This window comes from Blautia sp. MSK20_18 (assembly GCF_020553125.1).
GTDB lineage: Bacteria > Bacillota > Clostridia > Lachnospirales > Lachnospiraceae > Blautia_A > Blautia_A fusiformis.
In genome coordinates, this window is record NZ_JAJCGR010000014.1 from 49,495 (window position 1) to 74,421 (window position 24,927).

21 protein-coding genes, 7 tRNA genes and 1 riboswitch are annotated in these 24,927 nt (G+C 46.1%); of the genes, 4 read left to right on the forward strand and 24 right to left on the reverse strand.

Annotation, left to right across the window (positions count from 1 at the left end; translation table 11 throughout):
* Window positions 1–41: 41 nt before the first annotated feature.
* From LI091_RS09595 to LI091_RS09625, 7 genes are all read right to left on the reverse strand, one after another.
* A tRNA-Leu gene (locus LI091_RS09595) sits at window positions 42–121 on the reverse strand.
* Window positions 122–188: 67 nt separating this feature from the next.
* Window positions 189–261 (reverse strand) — tRNA-Lys (locus LI091_RS09600).
* A 10-nt stretch (window positions 262–271) separates the two neighbouring features.
* A tRNA-Gln gene (locus tag LI091_RS09605) sits at window positions 272–343 on the reverse strand.
* Between the two features lie 10 nt (window positions 344–353).
* Window positions 354–427: transfer RNA gene (locus tag LI091_RS09610), tRNA-His, on the reverse strand.
* Window positions 428–432: 5 nt separating this feature from the next.
* Window positions 433–506: transfer RNA gene (locus LI091_RS09615), tRNA-Arg, on the reverse strand.
* Between the two features lie 18 nt (window positions 507–524).
* Window positions 525–595: transfer RNA gene (locus LI091_RS09620), tRNA-Gly, on the reverse strand.
* A 27-nt stretch (window positions 596–622) separates the two neighbouring features.
* Window positions 623–697: transfer RNA gene (locus LI091_RS09625), tRNA-Pro, on the reverse strand.
* A 262-nt stretch (window positions 698–959) separates the two neighbouring features.
* Here LI091_RS09625 and LI091_RS09630 point away from each other — a divergent pair.
* Window positions 960–1,733: a hypothetical protein gene (locus tag LI091_RS09630; protein ID WP_015526012.1), complete on the forward strand. Its 774-nt coding sequence runs from the start codon at window positions 960–962 to the stop codon at window positions 1,731–1,733.
* A gap of 68 nt (window positions 1,734–1,801) precedes the next feature.
* Here the strand turns inward: LI091_RS09630 and LI091_RS09635 are convergent, their stop codons facing one another.
* The 11 genes from LI091_RS09635 to pckA form a co-directional block, all read right to left on the reverse strand.
* Window positions 1,802–4,345 (reverse strand): histidine kinase N-terminal 7TM domain-containing diguanylate cyclase/phosphohydrolase, encoded by a 2,544-nt coding sequence (locus LI091_RS09635; protein ID WP_114002197.1) that lies wholly within the window; start codon window positions 4,343–4,345, stop codon window positions 1,802–1,804.
* A 2-nt stretch (window positions 4,346–4,347) separates the two neighbouring features.
* Entirely contained in the window at window positions 4,348–5,979 is a 1,632-nt protein-coding gene (locus tag LI091_RS09640) for a GH3 family domain-containing protein (protein ID WP_114002198.1), read from the reverse strand.
* A complete protein-coding gene (locus LI091_RS09645; RefSeq protein WP_092070197.1) occupies window positions 5,976–6,557 on the reverse strand; it encodes a hypothetical protein in 582 nt (193 codons plus the stop codon). The genes LI091_RS09640 and LI091_RS09645 overlap by 4 nt, the downstream gene beginning before the upstream one ends.
* A gap of 238 nt (window positions 6,558–6,795) precedes the next feature.
* Window positions 6,796–7,275 (reverse strand): metallophosphoesterase family protein, encoded by a 480-nt coding sequence (locus tag LI091_RS09650; protein WP_173734452.1) that lies wholly within the window; start codon window positions 7,273–7,275, stop codon window positions 6,796–6,798.
* Window positions 7,272–7,856 carry an XTP/dITP diphosphatase gene (locus tag LI091_RS09655; protein WP_173734453.1) on the reverse strand — a complete coding sequence of 195 codons (585 nt, stop codon included), beginning with the start codon at window positions 7,854–7,856 and terminating at the stop codon, window positions 7,272–7,274. The genes LI091_RS09650 and LI091_RS09655 overlap by 4 nt, the downstream gene beginning before the upstream one ends.
* Complete coding sequence (locus LI091_RS09660) at window positions 7,853–9,010, reverse strand: THUMP domain-containing class I SAM-dependent RNA methyltransferase (RefSeq protein ID WP_021650290.1); 1,158 nt, start codon at window positions 9,008–9,010, stop codon at window positions 7,853–7,855. The genes LI091_RS09655 and LI091_RS09660 overlap by 4 nt, the downstream gene beginning before the upstream one ends.
* The gene (yfcE, locus tag LI091_RS09665; RefSeq protein ID WP_022426532.1) at window positions 9,007–9,549 is read right to left on the reverse strand and encodes a phosphodiesterase; all 543 of its coding nucleotides are present in this window, start codon (window positions 9,547–9,549) and stop codon (window positions 9,007–9,009) included. The genes LI091_RS09660 and yfcE overlap by 4 nt, the downstream gene beginning before the upstream one ends.
* 126 nt (window positions 9,550–9,675) lie before the next feature.
* Entirely contained in the window at window positions 9,676–10,008 is a 333-nt protein-coding gene (locus LI091_RS09670; protein ID WP_021650288.1) for a rhodanese-like domain-containing protein, read from the reverse strand.
* 112 nt (window positions 10,009–10,120) lie between these two features.
* A complete protein-coding gene (locus LI091_RS09675; protein WP_021650287.1) occupies window positions 10,121–10,312 on the reverse strand; it encodes a hypothetical protein in 192 nt (63 codons plus the stop codon).
* A gap of 305 nt (window positions 10,313–10,617) precedes the next feature.
* Complete coding sequence (locus tag LI091_RS09680) at window positions 10,618–11,547, reverse strand: cation diffusion facilitator family transporter (RefSeq protein ID WP_265191118.1); 930 nt, start codon at window positions 11,545–11,547, stop codon at window positions 10,618–10,620.
* Window positions 11,548–11,747: 200 nt separating this feature from the next.
* Window positions 11,748–11,928, reverse strand: a riboswitch (NiCo riboswitch).
* A 296-nt stretch (window positions 11,929–12,224) separates the two neighbouring features.
* A complete protein-coding gene (gene pckA, locus LI091_RS09685; RefSeq protein ID WP_173734454.1) occupies window positions 12,225–13,829 on the reverse strand; it encodes a phosphoenolpyruvate carboxykinase (ATP) in 1,605 nt (534 codons plus the stop codon).
* A gap of 351 nt (window positions 13,830–14,180) precedes the next feature.
* Here pckA and LI091_RS09690 point away from each other — a divergent pair, with 351 nt between their 5' ends.
* On the forward strand, window positions 14,181–15,479 hold the full coding sequence (locus LI091_RS09690; RefSeq protein ID WP_173734458.1) for a threonine/serine ThrE exporter family protein: 1,299 nt from the start codon (window positions 14,181–14,183) through the stop codon (window positions 15,477–15,479).
* Window positions 15,480–15,574: 95 nt separating this feature from the next.
* Here LI091_RS09690 and LI091_RS09695 read toward each other — a convergent pair whose 3' ends face one another.
* Window positions 15,575–16,330 (reverse strand): DUF4866 domain-containing protein, encoded by a 756-nt coding sequence (locus LI091_RS09695; protein ID WP_265191119.1) that lies wholly within the window; start codon window positions 16,328–16,330, stop codon window positions 15,575–15,577.
* A 15-nt stretch (window positions 16,331–16,345) separates the two neighbouring features.
* On the reverse strand, window positions 16,346–16,993 hold the full coding sequence (locus tag LI091_RS09700; protein WP_173734459.1) for a YoaK family protein: 648 nt from the start codon (window positions 16,991–16,993) through the stop codon (window positions 16,346–16,348).
* Window positions 16,994–17,159: 166 nt separating this feature from the next.
* Here LI091_RS09700 and LI091_RS09705 point away from each other — a divergent pair, with 166 nt between their 5' ends.
* Window positions 17,160–18,038 carry a LysR family transcriptional regulator gene (locus LI091_RS09705; RefSeq protein ID WP_173734456.1) on the forward strand — a complete coding sequence of 293 codons (879 nt, stop codon included), beginning with the start codon at window positions 17,160–17,162 and terminating at the stop codon, window positions 18,036–18,038.
* A gap of 28 nt (window positions 18,039–18,066) precedes the next feature.
* On the opposite strand, the gene LI091_RS09710 is transcribed toward LI091_RS09705, so the two are convergent.
* Both LI091_RS09710 and LI091_RS09715 read right to left on the reverse strand, forming a co-directional pair.
* The gene (locus LI091_RS09710) at window positions 18,067–18,894 is read right to left on the reverse strand and encodes a PRD domain-containing protein (protein WP_092070295.1); all 828 of its coding nucleotides are present in this window, start codon (window positions 18,892–18,894) and stop codon (window positions 18,067–18,069) included.
* Between the two features lie 239 nt (window positions 18,895–19,133).
* Window positions 19,134–21,386, reverse strand: a complete 2,253-nt coding sequence (locus LI091_RS09715; RefSeq protein ID WP_265191120.1) for a PTS transporter subunit IIABC — start codon at window positions 21,384–21,386, stop codon at window positions 19,134–19,136.
* Window positions 21,387–21,827: 441 nt separating this feature from the next.
* Between LI091_RS09715 and LI091_RS09720 the strand changes: the two genes are divergently transcribed.
* Window positions 21,828–23,549 carry an ABC transporter ATP-binding protein gene (locus tag LI091_RS09720; protein ID WP_114002205.1) on the forward strand — a complete coding sequence of 574 codons (1,722 nt, stop codon included), beginning with the start codon at window positions 21,828–21,830 and terminating at the stop codon, window positions 23,547–23,549.
* A 148-nt stretch (window positions 23,550–23,697) separates the two neighbouring features.
* On the opposite strand, the gene LI091_RS09725 is transcribed toward LI091_RS09720, so the two are convergent.
* Together LI091_RS09725 and LI091_RS09730 are read right to left on the reverse strand one after the other, a co-directional pair.
* Window positions 23,698–24,141: a hypothetical protein gene (locus tag LI091_RS09725; RefSeq protein WP_021650455.1), complete on the reverse strand. Its 444-nt coding sequence runs from the start codon at window positions 24,139–24,141 to the stop codon at window positions 23,698–23,700.
* Window positions 24,128–24,919 (reverse strand): ParA family protein, encoded by a 792-nt coding sequence (locus tag LI091_RS09730; RefSeq protein ID WP_015526030.1) that lies wholly within the window; start codon window positions 24,917–24,919, stop codon window positions 24,128–24,130. The genes LI091_RS09725 and LI091_RS09730 overlap by 14 nt, the downstream gene beginning before the upstream one ends.
* Between the last annotated feature and the right edge of the window lie 8 nt (window positions 24,920–24,927).

Here is a 24,927-nt window from a genome sequence, read left to right on the forward strand (position 1 = left end):
GACTTTCCATAAATCAGATTTATAGAAAGCCTCTTAAGCACTGCGGATAACAGGACTTGAACCTGCACGGTTGCCCACTGGTACCTAAAACCAGCGCGTCTGCCAATTCCGCCATATCCGCATATTCAATTATATTTTCATCCTGTCTGATGATAAAAAAATAACGGAAAGCAAATGCTTTCCGCTAATGAGGCATCGGGGATTCGAACCCCGGACAACTTGATTAAAAGTCAAGTGCTCTACCGACTGAGCTAATACCCCATAAAAAGGACTGGGCTAGCTGGATTCGAACCAGCGAATGCAGCAGTCAAAGTGCTGTGCCTTACCGCTTGGCGATAGCCCAATGGGCGAAGGGTGGATACAGGGATTCGAACCCTGGGCCTCCAGAGCCACAATCTGGCGCGCTAACCAACTGCGCTATACCCACCACAACGTGCCTGAAGGGATTCGAACCCCCGACCCACGGCTTAGAAGGCCGTTGCTCTATCCAGCTGAGCTACAGACACATGCTCTCTTCTCAGAGAAGCGGGTGATGGGAATCGAACCCACGTATCCAGCTTGGAAGGCTGGTGTTCTACCATTGAACTACACCCGCATGCTTGCGGTAATAAGTTTACAGCAGTCGGGGTGACAGGATTCGAACCTGCGGCCTCCTGGTCCCAAACCAGGCGCTCTAGCCAAGCTGAGCCACACCCCGATGTACCATTTACTTATGGTTTTTATTAAGTTGTTGTCGTCTTCGTTTGTGTTTCGTTTTCGTTTCCTGCCTGACGACAAGTGATATTATATTATAGCAATCTACAAATGTCAACACCTTTTTTGAATTTTTTTAAAAAAACTTTTTTTCACGTTTTTTCCGCCTATTTAAAGGTTTTCTTGTCATTTGCGACTGGCTTATGGTATCATGAAACCATAATTAAAGTCAAGAAAAAAAGCAAATAATAAGGAGATGTTTTTACATGGATATAAAATTATTTCAGCAGAAGCTTAATGACATCTGTGCCATCGCTGAGGAAAACAATAAGCAGCTCTCCCAGCAGCAGATCCGTGATCATTTCGATGAATCGGATCTGAGCACTTCACAGCTTGTAAAGATCCTGCAGTATCTCAAATTAAAGGGGATCACCATCGAAGGCGCCGATGAAGCTGCCGGCGCTGCCAGAGCAGATGCTGTTTCATCCGAATCCAGCGACAAGGACGAGCTTCCGGGTACCCGTGCTGCTCTTACTGCCGAAGAACAGGCTTATCTCAGTGACTATATGGAAAGCTTTTCCCCGGAAGGACTTGATCCGGATGATCTTGCGTCCCTCTTTCATGCCTTTGCAAAGGGTGACACTGCTGCCGAAGGTGCACTGACACAGTTCTACATGGCTCAGGCAGCCCAGATGGCCGCTGAACTGAACTGTGAGGAAATCCACCTGGCCGATCTCATTCAGGAGGCAAATCTGGCCCTTCTGGCGTCTCTCAAAGAAACTGCCCCACAGGAGAAAAACGACACCTGGATGCGTGGTCGTATCCGCAGTGGGATCCTTCATGCCATTGAGGAACAGACACAACAGAAATTCCGTGACGACTATCTGGTATCCAAGGTAGAAAACCTGGAGGCTGCGGTTAAAGAACTCACAGACGATGATGACGCCACCAAATTCACCATTGATGAGCTTGCCGTGATCCTGGATATGAATGTGGATGAGATCCGGGATGTACTTCGCCTTACTGGAGATGATAAATAAAGCTTTCTTCATATTCTTCACAAAAACGGGTCTGACATAGCTTGTCAGACCCGTAATCTTAATATTCTTTATGCTTTTTCTTCCCGTTTCAGCTCCGCCGGTTCTGCCAGATGGATCTTTCCTTCCCGAAATATGTGGATAAATACCTCCGCCATATCCGGATCGAACTGTTTTCCTTCCTCTTCTCTTATGATCCGAAGAGCTTTTTCCACTGGCATCAGTTCTTTATAACAACGTTTGGATGTCATGGCATCAAAGGAATCTGCGATGCAGAGGATCCTTGCAGATGCCGGGATATCTTCTCCCGCGATCCTCCTTGGATAGCCGTTTCCGTCATAACGTTCGTGATGACCGATAACCGCAGGGATAACATAATCCAGCGACGGAAGGTGACGGATGATCCCGATGGACGCTTCCACATGACCTTTCATGATCTCATACTCTTCATCCGTAAGCTTGCCTTCTTTATTCAGGATATGCTCCGGGATCCCGATCTTTCCAACATCATGAAGAAGCGCCGCCTGACGGATGATCTCCACCATTTCCGTTGTATAGTTCAGCGCCTTCGCAAGACTTGTTGCGTAATAAGCCACATTGTTGGAATGTCCGAAGGTATAATGATCTTTGGTATCAATGGCTGCAGTCAGCGCATAGATCGTGGATTCATAGGACTGATAAATATGTTCATGATCGGATTTCTTACCCGCATTTTCTTCATCCAGGCTTTCCTTCAGCATGGTGTCAAAAATCTCGATGCCATTTTTACCGCTGCGCTTTACATGATATACTGCCAGGTCCGCATTATCCAGGAGCTCCTTTGCTGAGCGTGCCGCATAAGGCGCCGCACTGATTCCCACGCTTACCGTAAGGATCTTCAGCTTGTAGTCTGCAGAATCGTTGCGCATATGCAGGATCTGCTTCTGTATGGATTCTGCCAGATTTCTGGCGGAAAAAATATCGTAATTTGGCATCAGGACCGCAAATTCCTTGGCACTGTGACGTGCCACATATCCCTGTTCTCCCACACTTGCCTGGATGATATCTGCCACCTTTCGAAGTGCAACATCTCCCTGCTGATTTCCGTACAGCTGATTGTACAGCTTGAAATCATCAATATTGAACAGGATCAGTGCAAGCGAACCCTCTTTATTTTTTTCGTATTCCTCATCCAGGATCTCATAAAAATATTTCCGGTTCAGAAGGCCCGTCAGTTCATCGGTCCTTGCCTCAGTCCATGCCGCCTCATAAAGTCTGGCATTTTTGATGGCAATGGAAGCTACTGAGCTGACCGAAGACAGCATGGCAAGGTCATTATGGTTCAGATTCCTGTGTCCGTCACCGGAAATCGCAATGATCCCGGCCAGATCATCATTTTGTCGAAGACCTGCACAGTATTCGATACCCAGCTCTGAAAACATATGTTTTTCCGACTCCCACATGGATTTGTAGGCTGTGGAAGAACGAAAATCCCGGATCACCACACAGTCCTCATTTCTGGTAAGCCAGGTGACCACCGGATTATCCGCTTTCAGTGAAAAGGTCAGATCGTTCAACGGACGGTTGCTGTAAACAGCCTGATATTCCCCTGATTTTTTGTCTCTCAGACAAATATAGATCCGTCCTGCATTGGTAGTTTCCTTCAACACATTTACCGTATTGCGCAGGATCTCTCCTACCCGGAGTGTCCTGGATACTGACTGGCTAAAATCTTTCAGCTCCTGAGACTGCTGGATCTCTTTTTTGATAAAAACATTGTTCATCAGACATTTCCACAGCACTGTGACCAGCCATGCAGATATAAGAAAAACGAAAGAAAAGATCAGCACATGATACTCACTGGCTGCAGGGAGCAGCATTCGGATATAACTCATCAGGTACGGTGAAAGATTGATAAACAGTACTACCGTCAGGACCACGCCCACACCAAAGCAAACCCCATCTGACGCAAGACGGCGCATCTGGAACAGCCGTCTTCTGGTCAGTGCATAAAGCATCAGGACAGCATTGATCAGACCGCTGACAATATCGATGGGGAATCCGGAAAATACCGGCACTGCCAGCGCAAGGTTTCCCACAAAAATGATCAGTATCCCCACAAGGATCGGTTCGATCTGTTTGCGGTATCCGGGATGTCTCCGGCATCCGCGGTACATGGTGATAAAGATCTGGATAATGGTGATTCCTGCCACCACAAAGAACAGAAGGAACCAGGGTGTGATCTTATAAACAAAATGCGCACCACCGTTTTTACGGATCAGATCCGGCCAGCGCAGGATGATCCCGCCCGGGATGTTGATTGCAAAAAGCAGCAGCATCAAAAGCAATGGGATCTTGCTTTTTCTGCCCATACGCACTCCCATGAATTCACTGATGAACACATAGTAAAAATATGGCAGAAACAGGATTCCGGCCAGAGACACATAATACCACAGGATGTAAGAGGGTCCTGCCTCCATACGCATCAGAAAAGAGCCCAACGTCCAGCAGAGCATTCCTCCCAGCACACACATGAAACTGTTGATGATCCGGCTGCGCTTACCAGCCAGAAGAGTCAGTATCATAAATGTATAGAAAAAAACTGAAATGATTGAAAATGATATATAGCTTTCCATAGTTACTTCCTCATATTCCCGAATCCGATCTCATCCTGCAGTCTCAAAAGTTCCGCCACCTCATAATAAGGAGTGCTCATATGCCGTGGTTTCCGTCCTTTTCTGGACTCATACAGATGAAAGGTACCACAGCGCAGGATGGTCACCACAAGGGGATCCATTCCCAGGATTTTCTTCAGATCCCGGTAATCCTGATCGATATATTTGAAATACGTGGTCAGAAGTTCTTTCAGAATATCCGTGCTCATAGCCTGATACATCAGCGCTTCTTTTTTTACTTCTATATAAAGATGCAGATATGGGCGTTTTTTCTCATTATATTCTTTCACTGCGATCCAATCCGTAACCGGCTGCCCGGACAGCTGGATCACACTTTTGATACCATTTTCCGAAATCCTGGTAAAGCCTGCGATATCAATGATCCACGGAACACGGTCTATGTACTCAAATCTTGGGATCTGTGTCCGATCCTCCTGGTTGGTAAGACCCACGCATCGATACATATCTCCCACACGGTACCTGGCAAAGGCTCCGCCCTTCAACACAGTGATCACAAGCTCATATTTCTCCCCGGGAACAACCTCATCCATAAGATAGGTCGGAGGAGTGAACGTGGGATCCTCATAATTATGGAGCATATCCTTTTCGGTGATAAATTCATAAAAGCAGGTATCCGGGAAAAAGTACATTCCGTTCCTGGTCCAGGTCTCGGTTCCTATAATGGAAGGTTCCGTTCCTGCAAAAAGCTCCATGGGCCGAACTCCCCACATTTCCTCCAGATCATCCTTATAGCACTGGTTGTCGGTTCCTGCCACCATAAATCCCTTCAGGTGAAAAAGGTCTTTCGGAAGAAGCTCCCGTTTCTCCTTCTTACAGATCTTTTTGGCATTCAGGATCCTTTTCAGCATCTTTGGTTTATACTGCAGAAGTTCCGAAAAGGAGGTTTTGCTTTTTCCTGATGATACGCTTCCGGTGAGGCTCTGGCTTACTGCATAGGCCACACTTCCAAGTCCGAAGAAAAATTCCACGTCCTGTTTCATGGCCATCTTGAAGCCCTCTTTGTTCCGCTCACCAAAGCTCATATTTACCGCATCTTCCACTTCCGGAAGAAAACGGATGTCGATATCTTCTTTCAGCGCCAGTGGAAAAAGGCCGGTAGCAAAAGGCAACGGTGCCAGTCCGTAAAGGATCTTGTCCGTTTCCTCCACATCAAATTTGCCCTTTTCACGGCTTGTAGCTAATATGAGGCAGGCAACTACATTGTTCCTGTAGGTATCCAGCATACTTCTTGTGTATGGTGCTACCTTTATCGGATGGCGTCCGCCTTCCCAGGTCGTCTGTATCCAGATGATCGGATTCCCCGGAAGAGTTTCACTTCTCTTCTGGAGGAGCATATCCGCATAATCCTCATAAGTGGTAAGAGGTACCAGCCGACGGAACTCGTCGATCCCGGACGGTCTCCTGCCCTTCAGAATGCTTTTGCCCAGTTCACAGTCTGACCAGAGCTGGATCTGCTCTTCCATCAGACGATTCTGGATCTTCATGTAATCCTGCATTGTCAGATCAAGAAATCCGCAATATTCTTTCCAGATAGCATCATACTGCTGTTTTCGAAGCTTTTCGCCAAGACTCACCGCCTTTTCCCCCCTTTTCGCCATGTTTTTATGCAGGCAGCTGTACTGTTTCGGTCTGGGATCAGAAAGGGAGTTGTCTGCTGATACGCTCCGTAATTACTGAATGTTTCCGGAAACACGATCCTGTCCTGGTAAAAAATGTACAATATGTTCCACACGATAAGGACCACAAAAGCCCCCAGCGCCTTCCCGGATCCCAGAAATCCGGCCAGGCAAAAATAAAATCCGGCGAACCACAGAACGCCAGGATGTCGGCAGAGTGCATAAACACCCTCTGTATAAGCCAGCCTTTCATGATTTTCTTTGACATATGTCTCATCAAAGGGCAGCGCAAAAAACAATGTATAGATCAACAGTCCCAGAAACAGGAGCGCTGCTGCCAGAAAAACAGCAGAAATAAAAAAAGAACTTCCCCGCCGCGGCCAGCAGTTCCGGATCACCAGACCTGTTGACACTGCGATCAGGAAACATCCTATGCTAAAAAACGGGTGGAGAAAGCTTTTTTTCAGTCGGATACTGTTATGATCATACAGGAAGCAGCATAAAAAGCCGATACTTCCTATAATAACCGCAGTCATGCGTATTTTCCCCCTTCATTTATGTAAAGCGGACCTTCTCATTCCGCTCTGCTGCATTCTCAGGAACGAGACCCATTCATGGTCAGTACCCTAAAGAATGCTCTATATTACTAGAAAACAGCTACTTGTTCATTATATAGCACATAGCTGACTTTCGCAATCGTTTTTGACTAATATATGCTGAATATTGGCACAAATTTTATCAATTATGACAGTTTATTTGTTTTTTCTGCCGGAATCAGAGGTAACGGATCTCTACGTGCATTTCGCCCTTTCCATCTGTCTCCATTACTGCATAGCTTGGACGGCGTCCCCGTTGTCTGGGAAAAGCCAGACTTCCGGGATTTACTAGAAGCACACCTGCTTCCTTTTCAACAACCGGTACGTGGATATGTCCGAAAAAAGCCGCATTGCATCCCCTTGAGCGGGCAGCTTCTGCCAGCTGATCAAAGGCCATGGATACACCGTAGTAATGACCGTGAGTTACCAGGATCTTATTTCCCTCGACCTCGATCACATCTTCTCTCGGAAGATCCGAGAAAAAATCATTATTTCCGGACACAATACTGCAGGGACATTCTGCAAGGGCTTCGATATAAAATTCTCTGCCTTCCACATCTCCACAATGTACCAGCCTGTCAAAAGGAGCCTCCCGATTTATCGCGATCTCCAGGTTTTCATCTCTTCCGTGAGTATCGCTTACGATCAGCACCTTCATACAAGCTCTTCCTTTATAAGGCAAAGAGCTTTTCCACGATGGCTGATCCTGTTCTTTTCTTCCATGGAAAGCTCTGCGGAAGTACATCCATATTCCGGAAGATAAAAGATCGGGTCATAGCCAAAGCCATTCTCCCCTTTTTCCTCGTAGCCGATGCGGCCTTCCATGGCAGCACGGACTGTCTTTCTTCTGCCATCCGGGAAAGCTGCCGCAATAGCACATACAAAACGTGCAGTACGTTTCTCATCGGGTATACCTTCCAGACGCTGGATCAGGTTTGCGTTTTTAATATGATAAGAAGTATCCTCACCCATATAGCGTGCGGAATAGATTCCCGGCTCTTTGTTCAGATAGTCGATCTCCAGACCGGAATCATCTGCCAGAACGATCTCGCCGGTCATTTTACTGATTGCTTCTGCCTTGATCATGGCATTTTCTTCAAAGCTTTTTCCATTTTCATCAATATCCGCATGGATCCCGGCATCCTTCAGGGAAAGGATCTCCAGAGAAGGATCCGCAAGTATCCTTCGGATCTCCTTCATTTTATCCTCATTTCCGGTAGCAAAAATGATCTTTTTCATTCTTTAATACTTCCTTTCTTCGGCGGACGTGGTCCAAGAAACTGGTAATAATAGGTTTTCATCATTCCGTTATAGATCTTACGGTTTTTATCTGCCTTTCGGCCGATGTCATTCTCTGCCTTGTCATAGGCAGTGATCAGATACATGGACCAGCGATCCAGCCCCTTATAGCTTTCACCGATCTCACGGTACAGTGCAGGGAGATTGGATTTTTCTTCGATCCGCTCACCATATGGCGGATTTGTCACGATAAAACCAAAGGGTTTGGAATGGCGGAGTTCACTGACCGGGCGCTGCTGGAAATGGATCAGTCTGTCCACTCCTGCCATTTTTGCGTTGGCGCGTGCTGCCTTGATGGCAGCTGCATCGATATCAAAGCCCTGGATATCGGTTTCAATATCAAGATTCACACGTTCTCTGGCTTCTTCTCTTGCATCCTCCCAGCATTCCTTCGGGATCAGATGCTCCCAGCTCTCGGCCAGAAAATGACGGTTCAGTCCCGGCGCCATATCCGCTGCCATCATTGCCGCCTCAATAGGAAAGGTGCCGCTTCCGCAGAACGGATCGACAAGAATACGGTCCTTTTTCCAGGGAGTGAGCATCAAAAGAGCACTGGCAAGCGTCTCGGTGATAGGTGCCTTGACAGTCATCTGGCGATACCCTCTCTTATGGAGGGATACTCCTGAAGTGTCGATTCCGATCAGAGCTACGTCTTTCATAAAGGCCACACGGATAGGAAATTCCGGACCATCTTCCGGAAACCAGGAAATCCCGTAGATGCCTTTGAGACGCTCTACAATGGCTTTTTTCATAATGGACTGGATATCAGATGGACTAAAAAGCTTACTTTTGATGGAGTTTGCCTTGGCTACCCAGAATTTACCGTTTTTCGGTATGTAATTCTCCCATGGGAGAGCCTTGGTCTTTTCAAAAAGCTCATCAAAAGTCTCAGCCTTTACTTCGCCTACTTTCAGAAGCACACGTTCTGTGGTACGAAGGAACAGATTGGCGTCTGCCACACCCTGGGCATCAGCCTCAAAGGTTACTCTTCCGTCTTCCACCCTGGTCACTTCATAGCCAAGATCCAGTATTTCACGCTTCAGCACCGCCTCTGTTCCAAAATGACAGGGCGCCGTTAATTCCCACAGATTCATAAAGTGATCTCCCGTACTGTATTTCCTTCAAAATCTTTAATGGTAAAAATTCCGTTCTCAAGGATTGCATAGGTCGGCGGGTTACCTTCCTTTGGAATGGATACGGAACCTGGGTTCAGAAGGATATAATTCCCCATATTTTCTGCCTTCAGCACATGTGTATGGCCGTGGATCAGAATGTCTCCGTCCATCATCGGCGGAAGATTATCCTTATTATAGATATGACCGTGTGTGGCGTACATCGTTTTTCCTTCAATGGCAAGGATACAGTAATCTGCCATAACCGGGAAGTCCAGGACCATCTGATCCACCTCTGCCTCACAGTTTCCGCGTACTGCATAGATCTGGTTTTTTCTCTCATTTAAAAGGCGGATGACTTCCTTTGGTGCGTATTCCTTCGGAAGGTCATTTCTTGGTCCGTGATAAAGCAGATCTCCCAGAAGCACCAGTCTCTCCGCCTTCTCCTTGTCATATGCTTCCAGCATTTTCCGGCAGTAATATGCCGAACCATGTACATCGGACGCAAACATATATTTCATAAGCTTTTCTCCTTGTAATTTGTATTGGTTTTTATCTCTGTTCTTTACATTATCATGATTTCCTTTAAAATACAAGATTTGTTACAGATATGCATTCGCAATCTATTTTGATATCATCCGCTTTTTTTATCCGCGCACAAGATTTCTCCCTCTGTAGGCTGCAAATCCACCGATCACGGACCTGGTACGACAGCCCTGTCTTGCCAGGCTCCGGGCAGCCTGCATGCTGGCGCCGCCGCGGTCGCAGTAAAATATCAGCAGCTTATCTTTGGGAAAAAGATATTTCTGATCCTGTTTTTTCTCAAGATATTCCTCCAGCTCTCTGTATGGAATATTTACCGCGTTCCGGACATGTCCCCTTCTGTAGGCGGCAGGATCCCGGAGATCTATGATAACAGCGTCGCTGCGCTCCACATAATAATCCAGCATTTTTGCAGAGATAGTTTCGATCTGAAACATGGAAAAAATCTCCTCTTTTTGGTATATTATATGGAAGCTTCCGGGTGAATGTTCCCTTATATGTATTTAAGCGGGAAAAGCCATCTCTGACTTTTCCCGCTTTTCTTATCCTTTAATATCTGTCCTTCTCAGAATCATATTCATCGGAAATTTTGTTTCCGTAGCTGCTTTTGGAACTGTTCCTGGAAGAATTTCCCGAACTGTTCTTAGAGCTGTTTTTTCCGCAGTTTCTGGAAGCACTTTCCCCGTGATTTTTTCCTGCATAATTAGACTCATTTCTGTCTGTTTCGTAATTTTTCGCCATTTGAATTACCTCCTGATGAAGTTGATTTTACGGCTTTCCGAAGCTTTCTGCCGCTTTTTATTACAGGAAATAGTATCCCAAAAAGTTTGGAGATTATTCGCCAAAATCATATTGCTTTTTTTTCCAGTTTATATTATAATCATTCTTGTAAAAAGAATTTACCCTTCAAAAATTTTTTTTACATAACCCCTTATTTAATTATTTATACTCCCCTCGAAACACCCGGTAGCTCCCCTACCGGGTGTTTCTCTATACAAAAACAAGCCGCCGGATGACGATCACAGTTGCTCCGGCAGCTTGTTTTTTTATCCGTTGATCGGATTTACATGCACCATACAGTGCTTTACATCTTTGAATTTATTCTCGATCGTATGATGTACATTTTCCGCAATATCATGTGCATCAAAAAGGGAAATATTTCCATCTGCTGCGATCTCGATATCCACATACATCTTGGATCCGAAAAGACGGGTTTTAAGAAGGTCTACTCTTCTGACGCCCGGTACCTTGAGGATCTCTCTCTTCATGGATTCCTCAGTTTTTGCATCACAGGAATGATCTACCATCTTGTCAATGGCATCCCTGAAAATGTCGATTGATGCCTTGGCGATCATAACGCAGATCACGATACTGGCGATCGGGTCCAGGATCGGGTATCCCAGTCTTGCACCGAAGATGCCGACAAACGCTCCGATAGAGGAAAGTGCATCTGAACGATGGTGCCATGCATCTGCCATCAGGGCTCCTGAATTGATCTTCTTTGCTGCACCTCTTGTATACCAGAACATCCACTCTTTTACCACAATGGATACCGCTGCTGCAATCAGTGCAAGTGTTCCCGGAATGGCAATGGTTCCACCGGATGTGCTTTTTACGATATCACGGGCACCGGTAATTCCGATCCCGAGACCAGTGACAAGCAGCATTCCTGCAAGGACAATGGAAGAAACACACTCCATTCTTTCATGTCCGTACTGGTGCTCTTTGTCTGATTTCTTTGTAGAAAGACGGACACCGATAATTACGATGAAGGTGCTTCCCACATCTGATGCAGAATGAATGGCATCCGAGATCATCGCTCCTGAATGTGCCACAATACCTGCGATCAGTTTAAATACAGATAATAAAAGATTTACCAGAATACTGATCCCGGATACCTTCATTGCTGTCTGCTGTTCCCATGAAGCTGTTTTTTCTGTATCATGTATAATTGTTTTGTTTTCTGTGTGTTCCATAAACAGAATCTCCTTTTAAATATATGATCAGGTTCTTCTTATGGCACAACATTTTCCGTGAAAAAACCGGCGGTTCCTTCACTACTCGCTGCAGTGCGATTTTCCGCCGGTGTTCTTTCTTTTCTGTATAGGGATATCCCAGCTTCTACCTTCTGTTCCATCCATATTTTGCAGTAAAAAAGACATACCTGCGAAACATACACTGTCCCGCAGATATGTCTGAAAGCAAAGTCACATTCTGCTTCACCTCATATTCCGTGAATGCAGGTTCTTTGCAATTACGTTTAAATCCATATCCGCTGCCGCTTCCTGCGGCCCGGCCCCATGCCTTCGATAAATATTTTCGATTCCGAAAAGCATCGCCTGCTCAGTTTGTACTGTTGATCTCGCATCCTGTTCGAATGTAATGCAGTGCAAAGAGAATTTTTGCAGTCTTACGGGTCTCCCGCTCAACTTCTCAGAAAGGATACACCATATGCCCTCTGTTAGTCAAGCCAAAGTTTTTTATTTTACAGGTAGATATCTTCAACTTTCTGTTTATTCCATGTCTGGAAACATGCTTCGCACTGCACAGTTCTATATCAAATAATAGATCCTCAGTTGTTTGTCAAAAAACCGGGAGCGGATAAATCCACTCCCGGTCAAATCTACGATCTGTATTCAGTTGGAATGATCGATTATGCCTGCGGGCCAGCAGCAACGAGTGCTTTACCAGCAGCATTTCCTTCATATTTAACAAAGTTCTTAACGAATCTTGCAGCAAGATCTTTAGCCTTTGTCTCCCACTCTGCAGCGTCTGCATATGTGTCACGTGGGTCAAGGATTGCAGGATCTACGCCTGGAAGCTCTGTCGGAACCTCGAAGTTGAAGAATGGGATCTTCTTTGTCGGAGCTTTAAGAATAGATCCGTCAAGGATAGCATCGATGATACCACGAGTATCTTTGATGGAGATACGTTTTCCAGTTCCGTTCCATCCTGTGTTAACGAGGTATGCTTTCGCACCGCTCTTCTCCATTTTCTTAACGAGCTCCTCAGCATATTTTGTCGGGTGAAGCTCAAGAAATGCCTGTCCGAAGCAAGCGGAGAATGTAGGAGTAGGCTCTGTGATTCCACGCTCTGTACCAGCAAGTTTAGCTGTGAATCCGGAAAGGAAGTAGTACTGTGTCTGCTCCGGTGTCAGGATAGATACTGGAGGAAGTACGCCGAATGCATCTGCGGACAGGAAGATAACTTCTTTCGCTGCCGGTGCAGAAGATACCGGGCGAACGATGTTCTCGATGTGGTTGATCGGGTAGGAAACACGTGTGTTCTCTGTTACGCTCTTGTCAGCGAAGTCGATCTTTCCATCTTTATCAAGTGTTACGTTCTCAAGAAGAGCGTTTCTCTTGATCGCATTGTAGATGTCCGGCTCAGACTCTTTGTCAAGGTTGATAACCTTAGCGTAGCATCCACCCTCGAAGTTGAATACTCCGTTGTCATCCCAGCCGTGCTCGTCATCACCGATCAGGAGACGCTTAGGATCTGTGGAAAGTGTTGTTTTACCTGTTCCGGAAAGACCGAAGAAGATTGCTGTGTTCTCTCCGTTAAGGTCTGTGTTTGCAGAGCAGTGCATGGAAGCGATGCCCTTAAGCGGCAGATAGTAGTTCATCATGGAGAACATACCTTTCTTCATCTCTCCGCCGTACCATGTATTAACGATAACCTGCTCACGGCTTGTAATGTTGAACATTACAGCTGTCTCAGAGTTAAGACCCAGCTCTTTGTAGTTCTCAACTTTAGCCTTGGATGCGTTGTAAACAACGAAATCCGGCTCAAAGTTCTCAAGCTCCTCAGCTGTCGGCTGAATGAACATGTTTGTTACGAAGTGTGCCTGCCATGCAACCTCAACGATGAAACGGATAGCCATACGTGTGTCTTTGTTAGCTCCGCAGAATGCATCTACTACGAAAAGTTTCTTGTTGGAAAGCTCCTTCTTGGCAAGATCTTTAACTGCATTCCATGCTTCCTGAGTTGCCGGATGGTTATCGTTCTTGTACTCATCGGATGTCCACCAAACTGTGTCCTTGGAGTTCTCATCCATAACGATATATTTGTCTTTAGGAGAACGTCCTGTGTAGATACCTGTCATTACATTGACAGCACCAAGCTCACTGACCTGACCCTTCTCAAATCCTTCAAGCTCCGGTTTGGTCTCTTCCTCAAATAATGTCTCGTAGGAAGGATTGTACACGATCTCAGTTGTTCCGGTAATACCATACTTTGTTAAATCGATTTTTGCCATCTTAACATTTACCTCTCTTCTTTAATAGTAATTATGATAGCCACCTACTGCTGCAGGTTTTTGTCATCCTGCCATAGGAATTGGTCATTCCAACATCCCTATCCACAATTATACATAAATTGTACGTAAAAGCAACCAAAAAAATTCATTTTCCGCAAAAAAATGATAAATCTTTAACAGTGACGTTTTGGTACTGTCAGATTTTACTCCATCTATACTTGACTTTTTCAGAATAATGGCTACAATATATCTGATTATAGTTATTATATATATTTATAATAGCAACTATATGATTTTAATATATAGAAAGAAGTGATTTCTGTGTCAGATATTCCGGTTAAACGTAATCATATGAAAATCCCCTGGCACAACTACGTAAGCGCCAGGAACAGCCAGCCCATCACCGAAGCTTCTCTTTCCGAAAAAGCTTCCCTGATCGGCCGTACAGGCATGATGCTTCTCTCCTGTGGGACCGGTGCCTGGCGGGTACGGAGTTCCATGAATACATTGTCAGAAGCACTTGGTATCACCTGTTCCGCAGATATCGGACTGATGTCTATAAGCTACACCTGCTTTGACGGTGAGAGCAGTTTTTCCCATGCACTTAGTCTGACTACCACCGGCGTAAATACTTCCAGACTGAACAGGCTGGAACATTTTGTCAGTGATTTTCCTGCGGAGGGTATCCATATGAGCGGTGAAGCACTGCACAGTCAGTTAGATGAGATCGAGCGGATCCACGGGCTTTATTCCCCTGCATCCTTGGGACTGGCTTCTGCACTGGCCTGTGGTGCATTTACTTTTCTTCTGGGCGGTGGCCCGCTGGAAATGATCCTGGCTTTTGCAGGCGCAGGCATCGGAAACGCCATCCGCTGCAAGCTTGGCAAGCATCATTTTACTCTGTTTATGTGCATTGCAGTTTCTGTTTCCTCTGCCTGTCTTGTATATGCAGGCTTCCTGAAACTGGCAGAGCTTCTGTTCCACATTTCCGTCCAGCATGAGGCCGGATACATCTGTTCCATGCTGTTTATCATTCCGGGCTTTCCGTTTATCACAAGCGGGATCGACCTTGCCAAGCTGGATATGCGTTCCGGTCTGGAACGACTGGCCTACGCCATTATTGTTGTAATGGTGGCTGCTGTCTCTGCCTGGCTAATGGCACTGCTTCTTCATCTGAAACCTGTGGATTTCCTGCCTCTGGAGCTTTCGGCAGCTCAGAGGATCCTGTTCCGGCTTCTGGCAAGCTTCTGCGGGGTATTCGGCTTTTCGGTCATGTTCAACAGCCCTGTCCGTCTAGCCGCAGCTGCCGCCTTCATCGGCGCACTGTCCAACACTTTACGTCTGGAGCTTGTTGATCTTGCCGGTTTCCCACCTGCTGCCGCGGCTTTTTTCGGAGCACTGACAGCCGGACTTCTGGCCTCCCTCCTCAAAACAAAAGTGGGATATCCCAGGATTTCCATTACCGTACCATCCATTGTGATCATGGTTCCCGGACTTTATCTCTACCGGGCGATCTACAATCTGGGGATCATGTCCCTGAATGTTTCCGCCTCCTGGTTTGCAGCTGCGATCCTGATCATCGTTGCTCTTCCCCTGGGCCTTATTTTCGCCAGGATCCTTACGGACAAAATGTTCCGCTACTGCACCTGATGGGCATACAAAAAGGACTGCTTTCTGTAGCTTCCGGTCATCAGCTATCCTTCTGATAACCGGAGCAATACAAAAGCAGTCCTTTTTTGTACATTCTATTTCATTACGATCTCATCAGCGATCCCGATCATTTTTTCCAGGCGGTCCGCAAATTTATGGATGGGGAGAAAAACGCCCAGTCCGTCATAACGTTTTCCACCATCCTCCACAGAATCCTGCCCATAATACACAAAAGCTCTTGGAAGCTTCTTCTGAATTGCCATCATGATATCCCATACAGCCGCATAGGCCTGTGCCTCCGTTTCTTTTTCCTTTACGCTGTCCGGAAGCTCATACACCAGCAGCACACCGATATGTTCGCCCATTTTGTACTCTTCTACTTCCATGGTATCTTCATCATAGGCATGGCGCTTCCGGTAGCCATACGCCAGATACATCTTTACGCCCTGCTTCTCCCTGTATATCCTGCGAAATCGGTCGTAATCCCTGTCACTTACATGGATTCCCTTTTCCCGCAGAAAATTTCCTTTTTCATCTGTGAGAAATACCGGATTCTCCTGTCCATCTGCATTGAACCTGAACGGTGCCAGAAAAGAATTTCGCAGAAGATCAAACATACTGTTCTGGCAGATTGCCATAAGGAGAGCTGTCAGATCACGGTTTTTATATGCGTCCAGCAATGCATAAGCAAATTTTTCCGGAGGAAGATATCCGCATTCTATGTCTGCATCCGCATCCATGGATTCATAGAAGGTTTCTGTCAGCCGTCTGCACGCCTCCGGATCCTTCAGAATCTTTTCGAACAAAAGCTCCGCCTTTTCCTCTCTTGGAAATAATGTGTCGTTTTCCACAAGTCCTCACCCTTTCTAATTCTTACGTTTACTGGAAAACATCAGAATAAAGCTGAGCAGAAGCAAAACATCCGATACCCAGATTGCCGGGATCCCCAGCCTCATGGACAGATTTCCTCCGCCACCGGCTCCAATGGCAAAAAAGAAAATTATTCCGAAATAATAAAGAGCCTGCTTCAGCTGTTCCGGACGTTTTTCACGACAATACACGGACAACGCCGCCGTGCCGCTTCGTAAATTTCCGATGCACATAGTGCTTGCATAGGAATAACCGCCCACCTTCCGGAAGGTCTGTACCTGCATGGCGCAGGAAAAGGATACCAGTACGGTTGCCAGCATATCCAATTCTCCCGGCATAAATCCCACAACAAAAAGGATCAGGATCTCGATCAGCAGGATCATCTGCCTCCAGTGAAGTTTTTTTGCATATTTAAAGGTACTCTGGATCCGCTCCGCCGCTACAACACCAATGGCAAAGGCTAAAATAGGAAACAGATACCTTAAACCGTCTCCCCACTGTCCTGTCATAAAATTTTGGCTCATCAGAACCACGTTGCCTGTCTGGGCGTTGGAAAACACCTCATCTCTTGTAAAGTATGTGTAGGCATCCTGAAATCCGCCGGACATTGCCAGAAATACACTTGTGATAAAAGCTTCTGACATCTGCCGGTCTGCGCTCTGCAGCTTTCTGCCTCCTGAAACCACTCTAAATCACTCCTGTCATTGATTTTTTTCCTCGGGTGTATTATAGTTTGCTCAGAAGCAAATGTAAAAAGTATTATTAATATCGTAAACATATTAAAATCATATCACAGGATGGAGACAATACATGATCACTTACGACTACTACCGGATCTTTTATTATGTAGCCCAGTATAAGAGCTTTACCAAGGCAGCAAGAGCTCTTCACAACAATCAGCCAAATATCACCCGCTGTATGAACAACCTGGAGCAGGAGCTGAAATGTACGCTCTTTCTCCGCTCCAACAAGGGAATCGCACTTACACCGGAAGGCCGCCAGCTTTATGAACACGTTGCCCTGGCTTTTGAGCAGCTGTCCATCGGCGAAGAGGAGATCCGCCAGAACGGAGAGCTGGAGCATGGCCTGGTTTCCATCGGCGCCAGCGAAAATGCCCTGCGTCTGATCCTTCTGGAAAAGCTGGAGCTGTTCCGCGAGCAATATCCCCATGTTCGCCTGCGCCTCTTTAACCATTCTACTCCACAGGCTGTACAGGCACTGAAAAATTATGCGGTGGATTTCGCTATTGTCACCACTCCGATCTCCATCCGCAAGCCTTTACAGAAAAAAAGTCTCCTGCGTTACCGGGAGATCCTTGCATGCGGAAGCAAATATAAGGATCTGGCTACTGCCCCTATCAGCATCCATGAGCTTCAGGATCTGCCCTTTGTAGGTCTTGCGGAAGGGACCAGCACCAGAGAAATGTATATGAATTACTTTATGGAAAACCGTGTTTCTTTTCATCCTGACATAGAGGCAGCAACTACAGACCAGGTCCTTCCCATGATCGTCCATAATCTGGGAATCGGCTTTTACCCGGAACCCCTTGCCCGGGAAGTGATCAATGACGGGAAGATTTTTGCCCTTCAGCTTAAAGAGCCACTCCCCCAGAGGGAAGTCTGCCTAGTCACAAACAGCAGTACTACCATGAGTACTGCTGTCAAAAAAGCCATTGAATTTATTGTGTAAATCCCTGAGGCGGATCAGCCATTTATATTTATTGCTCTACTGTCCGCTCAATATGCATGGCAAGATAACCGATCTCGATAGGGTCCAGCTTTTTCCCAAGGCTTTTGCCCAGGCTCTCGCAGACATCCTCTGCGATCCTGTAGGATTCCGGATATTTTTCTTCTATATATTCATTCATATCCAGCTTCAGTGTCTCCCCTGTGGAGACACGGGCTACCATATATTTGATATGGTTCATCATACGGTTGTAGGACAGGGAGATCACATCGATCTTTCTTCCTGTGGCCATCTCAATCATGGCGATACATTCCCGTACCGTTCTTGCTGTCTGCATGGCAACAGACACCTTTTCATCTCCAAGTGCTGAGTGAATATGAAGTGCCACATATCCCACCTCATGCTCGTCGATCTCAATATCCATCCGCTCCTTCAAGATCTTCTTCAATACCTCCGCCACCTTGAATTCACTGTAAAAAAGCACCTTGATATCATCCGTCAGGGGATTGCTGATCTGCTCATGATTCCGGATACGTCCCACTGCAAAGGAAATATGATCAGCAAGGGGAAACAGGATCCTTCTGTCTATGGTATCCCCAAAGGTCTTCTCAGCTTCTCTCAATATTTCATCTGCAATCTCCAGAAATTCCGGTGCTACGCTCTTTGCCAGTTCTTTTGCTGAGCCACGTTCTGTCTCCTGAGCCAGCCTGTAAATGGTACAGTCTGCCGGAGCCTCAAAACGCTGGCTGACCTTCTTTCCAAATCCCACACCTTTTCCCAGAAGTACATATTCCTGGTTTTCTTCCATATTTATGGCAATGATGCCGTTATTGTTCAATACCTTGCTCACTCTGTACATCTTTTTCCCCACCATTTTTATATATCCTGCCGCTTTTCCACATTCCACCACTGTCTGCCCCGGATTTTCAGTCGACATTTTTGTCTGCAGCTGTTGATTTTCTTTATCGTAACAGAATCTTTCTTTTGTGTAAAGTCCTTCTGACAGACAGTTATTTTCTTTGCCACAGGAAAAGCGCGCCCGGGCATTAGGCGCGCTTTTCACAAAACCAATCCTCTATATTATTGCTGAAAAATTCCCTATTCTTCCACAGTCTCTACTGCGAACAGCGGCTCTCCTGCCTTGATCTCTCCATTGGCAAGAAGGCGTACTCTCTGATTATCCTCGATCTCTGTGCAAAGAATCGGAGAACATAAGGACGGAGCGTTTTCTGTAAGATACGGGATGTCAATCTTCATCAACGGCTCGCCTTTTTTTACATGCTGTCCCTGCTCTACCAGGATCTCGAAGCCTTTTCCTTCCAGCTTTACAGTGTCAATGCCGATATGGAGGAGTATAGGAAGATCTGTATCTGTCTGGAATCCGATGGCATGCTTTGTGTCAAAAATAAACTCTACCTCGCCGTCTTCCGGAGCACAGATCACCGGGTCCTTCGGTGTGACTACAGCACCCTCTCCCATCATTCCTTCCGCAAAGCCTTCATCCGGCGCTGTGGAAAGGTCTGCAGCGATACCGGTTACCGGGCTGTAGACAATCGCTGTTCTGAGAATCTTTTTCTCCGGCTGCGTGTTGGCTTCGGATGTCGGAGCTGTGTTCTGAGCAGCCTCACCTGTACTTTCTGCTGTACACTCTGTATCAGACTGAGCCTGATTTTCCGCATTGTCTGTTTCTTTCTCATTTGCACCTTCAAAATATTCATTCGGCGCTGTCTCCAGATAATCCTCCAGCTTGGATTTGATCACAGTTACCTGGGGACCGTAGATGATCTGCACGCCCTGGCCTTTTTTCACGATTCCTCTGGAGCCTGTTGTTTTCAGAATGTCGTCGTTGACTCTTGCTGCATCATGGACGGTGATACGGAGTCTTGTTGCACAGCAGTCCACATCGCTGATGTTTTTCTTTCCTCCAAGGCCGGCTGTGATGACTTCACTTACCGGGTCTGCAGATGTACTTCCTGCTGCTTCACCGGCTTTTCCGGCTTCTTTTCTCGCATTGACATCTGCTTTTGTGTAAAGCTTTGTTTCTGTGTCGTCATCCTCACGTCCCGGAGTCTTGAAGTTGAACTTTTTGATCAGGAAGGTGAAGATCACATAATAGAGAATAAAGTAAATGATACCTACCGGGATAATCCTGAGCCAGCTTGTCTTTGCATTTCCCTGAAGGATCCCGAACAGGAACAGATCAAGGAAACCGCCGGAAAAGGTAAGTCCTACTGCAATGTTCAGCATATGTGCGATCATATAAGCCGCACCTGCAAGAACAACCTGTACCGCAAACAATGCAGGAGCTACAAACAGGAAAGAGAACTCCAGTGGCTCTGTGATTCCTGTAAGCATACATGCAAGGGCTGCGGAAAGAAGAAGTCCGCCTGCTGCTTTTTTCTTCTCAGGCTTTGCACAGCGGTACATGGCAAGAGCTGCTCCCGGAAGACCGAAGATCATGAAAATGAACTCTCCGGAAAAATATCTTGTTGCATCAGCACTGAAATGCGCTACATTTGCGGAATCTGCAAGCTGGGCGAAAAAGATGTTCTGTCCGCCCTGTACCATCTGGCCTGCAACCTCCATAGTCCCGCCAACGGCTGTCTGCCAGAATGGCATATAAAATACGTGATGAAGTCCGAATGGGATCAGCGCGCGTTTGATAATACCGAAGATCAGGGTTCCGACATAGCCGCTGCCTGTTACAAGACCGCCCAGAGCATAAATACCGTTCTGGACTGCCGGCCATACGAAATACATCAGGATTCCCACAAACATATATACAATGGTGGAAATGATGGGCACAAATCTGGAACCACCGAAGAAGGAAAGTGCGTTTGGAAGCACGATCTTATGAAAACGGTTGTGCAGAGCCGCAACACCAAGGCCGACGATAATACCGCCAAACACACCCATCTGCAAAGACTGAATGCCGCAGACAGAAGTTACAGTACCTTCCAGAACGCTTTTTGCGATCTGTCCGTCTGCTGTGATCTTGTCATTTACTACCAGCATACCGTTGATGGCTACGTTCATAACGAAGTAAGCGATCAGTGCGGAAAGAGCTGCTACCTCTTTCTCTTTTTTTGCCATACCGATGGCCACACCTACTGCAAAGATCAAAGGCAGGTTATCAAATACCGCACTTCCGACTTTGTTCATGATGACTAGGAGTGCATTTAAGATGGTTCCGTCTCCCAGAATCTTCTGAAGTCCATAGGTTGCAATGGTCGTTTCATTTGTGAAGGAACTGCCGAATCCAAGAAGCAGGCCTGCCACAGGAAGGATTGCGATGGGGAGCATAAAGGAACGTCCCACACGCTGCAAAACTCCGAAAATTTTGTCTTTCATGTTCTCTCTCCTTTTCTTTCGACGTTTTGGAGCGGGAATCTTTTAAGTGGGCAACAAAAAAAGACACCAACCCCCATAAACGTCAAATAAAAATAATAACATTTATGACTGGTTAATGCCTGCTTATCAGTTACACACCAAATCTGAAATACACTATACGGGTTTTGTTCTTCTGTGTCAAGGAGTAATTTGATTTTTTCCAAAAAATATCTCCTCATATCACTATCCGCTCCGTTGCCAACAATCTCTTGCGGAATATTTCCTGTGAACAGCAGCCATATAGTTCCTGTTCTCAGAAAGTATACAGAAACGAAACAGGCCAGAAATTCACTTATCTTGACTTTATTCTCACTTATGATAAGATGAACATAGAATGTCCGGCAGCAATATTTTTTGCTCAGACAACACTATACATTTCATAAAAACGGAGGTACTTTTCCGATGAATACCATCAAGAAATTCATCCACTACTACGGCCCGTACAAAGCGGTCTTTTTTATTGACCTGATCTGTGCAGCCGTTATCAGTCTGGTAGATCTTGCTTATCCCCAGATTCTTCGTACTATGACAAAAACTCTCTTTACACAGGATAAGGATATTATTCTTCATGCCCTCCCTGTGATTGCAGCTTCTCTTTTTGTTATGTACATTGTGCAGAGTCTCTGCAAATATTATGTAACCTGTCAGGGACATATGATGGGTGCAAAGATGGAACGTGATATGCGCCGGGAGCTTTTTGACCATTACCAGGAGCTGTCTTTTTCCTATTACAGCAGGAATAATTCCGGTCAGATGATGAGCAAGCTGGTCAGTGACCTTTTTGACATTTCCGAGTTTGCACATCATGGTCCTGAGAATCTTTTTATCTCTCTGGTAAAGATCGTCGGTGCTTTTATCTTCCTGGTCTTCATCAACAAGAAGCTTGCACTGCCGCTGATCCTCCTGGTGATCGTAATGTTTGTGTTTTCCTTCCGCCAGAATGCAAAAATGCAGGAAACCTTCATGGAAAACCGTCGTAAGATCGGAGATGTAAATGCCAGCCTTCAGGATACGCTTTCCGGAATCCGCGTGGTGCAGTCCTTCGCAAACGAGGACATCGAACGTGTCAAATTTAAGAAAAGCAATGAAGCGTTCCTTGTTTCCAAAAGAGATAATTATCACTGCATGGGAAGCTTCATGAGTTCCAATCTTTTCTTCCAGGGCATGATGTACCTGGTAACTCTTGTTTACGGCGGCTATCTGATTGCTCAGGGTGAAATGCAGACTGCAGATCTTGCCATGTATGCCCTGTATATCGGAATCTTTATCAGCCCCATCCAGATCCTGGTGGAACTTGTGGAAATGATGCAGAAGGGTCTTTCCGGTTTCCGCCGTTTCCTGGATGTGATGGAAACAGAATCCGAGATCAGGGATGCAGACAACGCTGCGGAGCTTACGGACGTGAAAGGACATGTGCGTTACGACCATGTTTCTTTTCATTACAACGATGATGAAACTCCTGTGCTTTCCGATATCTCTATTGATATCCCGGCAGGAAAATCCATTGCCCTGGTGGGACCTTCCGGAAGCGGAAAAACCACGATCTGCTCTCTCCTGCCCAGATTTTATGATGTGACCGGCGGTTCCATTACTGTAGACGGAAAGGATATCCGCGGGCTGACTCTTAAGAGCCTTCGAAGCCAGATCGGTATGGTACAGCAGGATGTCTATCTTTTTGATGGAACCATCAAGGATAATATTGCCTACGGAAAGCCCGGAGCTTCCGATGAAGAGATCATCAAAGCCGCCAAATGTGCGAGTATCCATGACTTTATCATGGAGCTTCCGGATAAATACGACACTTATGTCGGAGAACGTGGCACACGCCTTTCCGGCGGACAGAAGCAGCGGATTTCCATTGCACGTGTATTCCTTAAGAATCCTCCGATCCTGATCCTGGATGAGGCCACCAGCGCTCTGGATAACGAAAGCGAACGTTGGATTCAGAAGAGTCTGGAGGAACTTTCAAAAAATCGTACTACCATTACGATCGCGCACCGGCTTTCTACGATCCGTGATGCGGATGAGATCATTGTGATCACGGAGGAGGGTATCGCCGAAAGAGGCACTCATGCTGAACTGCTTGAGAAGAATGGATTGTATGCTGCATATTACAATATGTAGAAAGATACGAGGGAGGCGCTTCGCTGTCCCACTGAGATTTTTATAGGGCAAAATAAAAGGCTGCTGTATACCTTATCAATAGTGATATAGATATATAGCAGTCTTTTTATTTGTCAATTACTATCTTTTCAAAAAATTCAATCAAAGATTACAGCAGATAAACCGGAAGCTCGTCTTTAATTCCTACTGGCTGGTTGTTGTCCGGCTCATCTTTCTTTGGGGTGAGGAATTTGGCCTGGAGTTCGTCGGCGTTTCCTCCGCTGATCACGTTCTGGGCTACAGTTCCTGTTGTTTCTGCTGCAGCTGTTTTCTTTGCTGCGGTTTTACGTGCTGTTGTTTTTCTGGTAGTGGTTTTCTTTGCTGTTGTTTTTGTTGCGGCTGCTTTCTTTGCTGTGGTCTTCTTTGCAGGAGCTTTGGCTGCTGTTTTCTTTGCTGTAGTTTTTTCTGCCGCTTTTTCAGCTGTTTCAGCTTTTACCTCTGACGGCTTCTCTGCTGCTTTAACCTCAGCCTCTTTTACCTCTGTTTTTGTTTCTGTTTTGGATGCTTTTTCTGCATTTACTGCTCTTGCGATGCTTGCTTTACCTACTGACACGATTCATTACCTCCTCTGCCAATGCTATGTACTCTTTTGCGCTGCGGCTGCTTTTTTTGAACTCCACAACTGGTTCACTGCTGTCCTGGGACCATTCGATGGAGCTGTCTACACGGATAAAAGATTCGAAAAGATAGATTCCTTCCATTTCTTTCAGTGTTTCCATAGTCTGTTTGAAATAATTCTTTCTGGCATCTGCCTTGGTTACTACGATTCCCAAAACCTTTAAATCCGGAGCGATCTCCCTGACTTCATTGAGGAAATCAAACATATTTGCAAGACCAAACATACCCCACGGACTTGCCTCTACCGGAACAAGAACATAATCGGATGCACATAAAATATTCATCACCCAGCCGCCAAGAGTAGGCGGTGCATCAATGAGAATGTAATCGTACACTCCGGAATCTTTAACCTTCTGCAGACATTTCCGCAGGATAAACTCTCTCTGCCATTTTGTAAAAAGCTCATATTCCACGGAGCTCATCAGCGTAGACGACGGAACCAGATCCAGATTCTCATACTTCGTATGCACGATAAAATCGCTGAGATCCGACTGATGACCGATAGCATAGTAGAGATTCTTTTCCCCTGCTGCCATCTCAAGCACTTCTTCCTCCGAAAAAAAAGAAAGGGAAAGATTCAGCTGCATATCACCGTCTACCATCAGTACCTTCTTACCCATGCCGGCCAGTGCCGCTCCCACATTGGAACAGCTGGTGGACTTTCCGCTGCCGCCCTTATTATTTGCAAAACAGATCGTTACTGTATTTCCCATTACAGCCT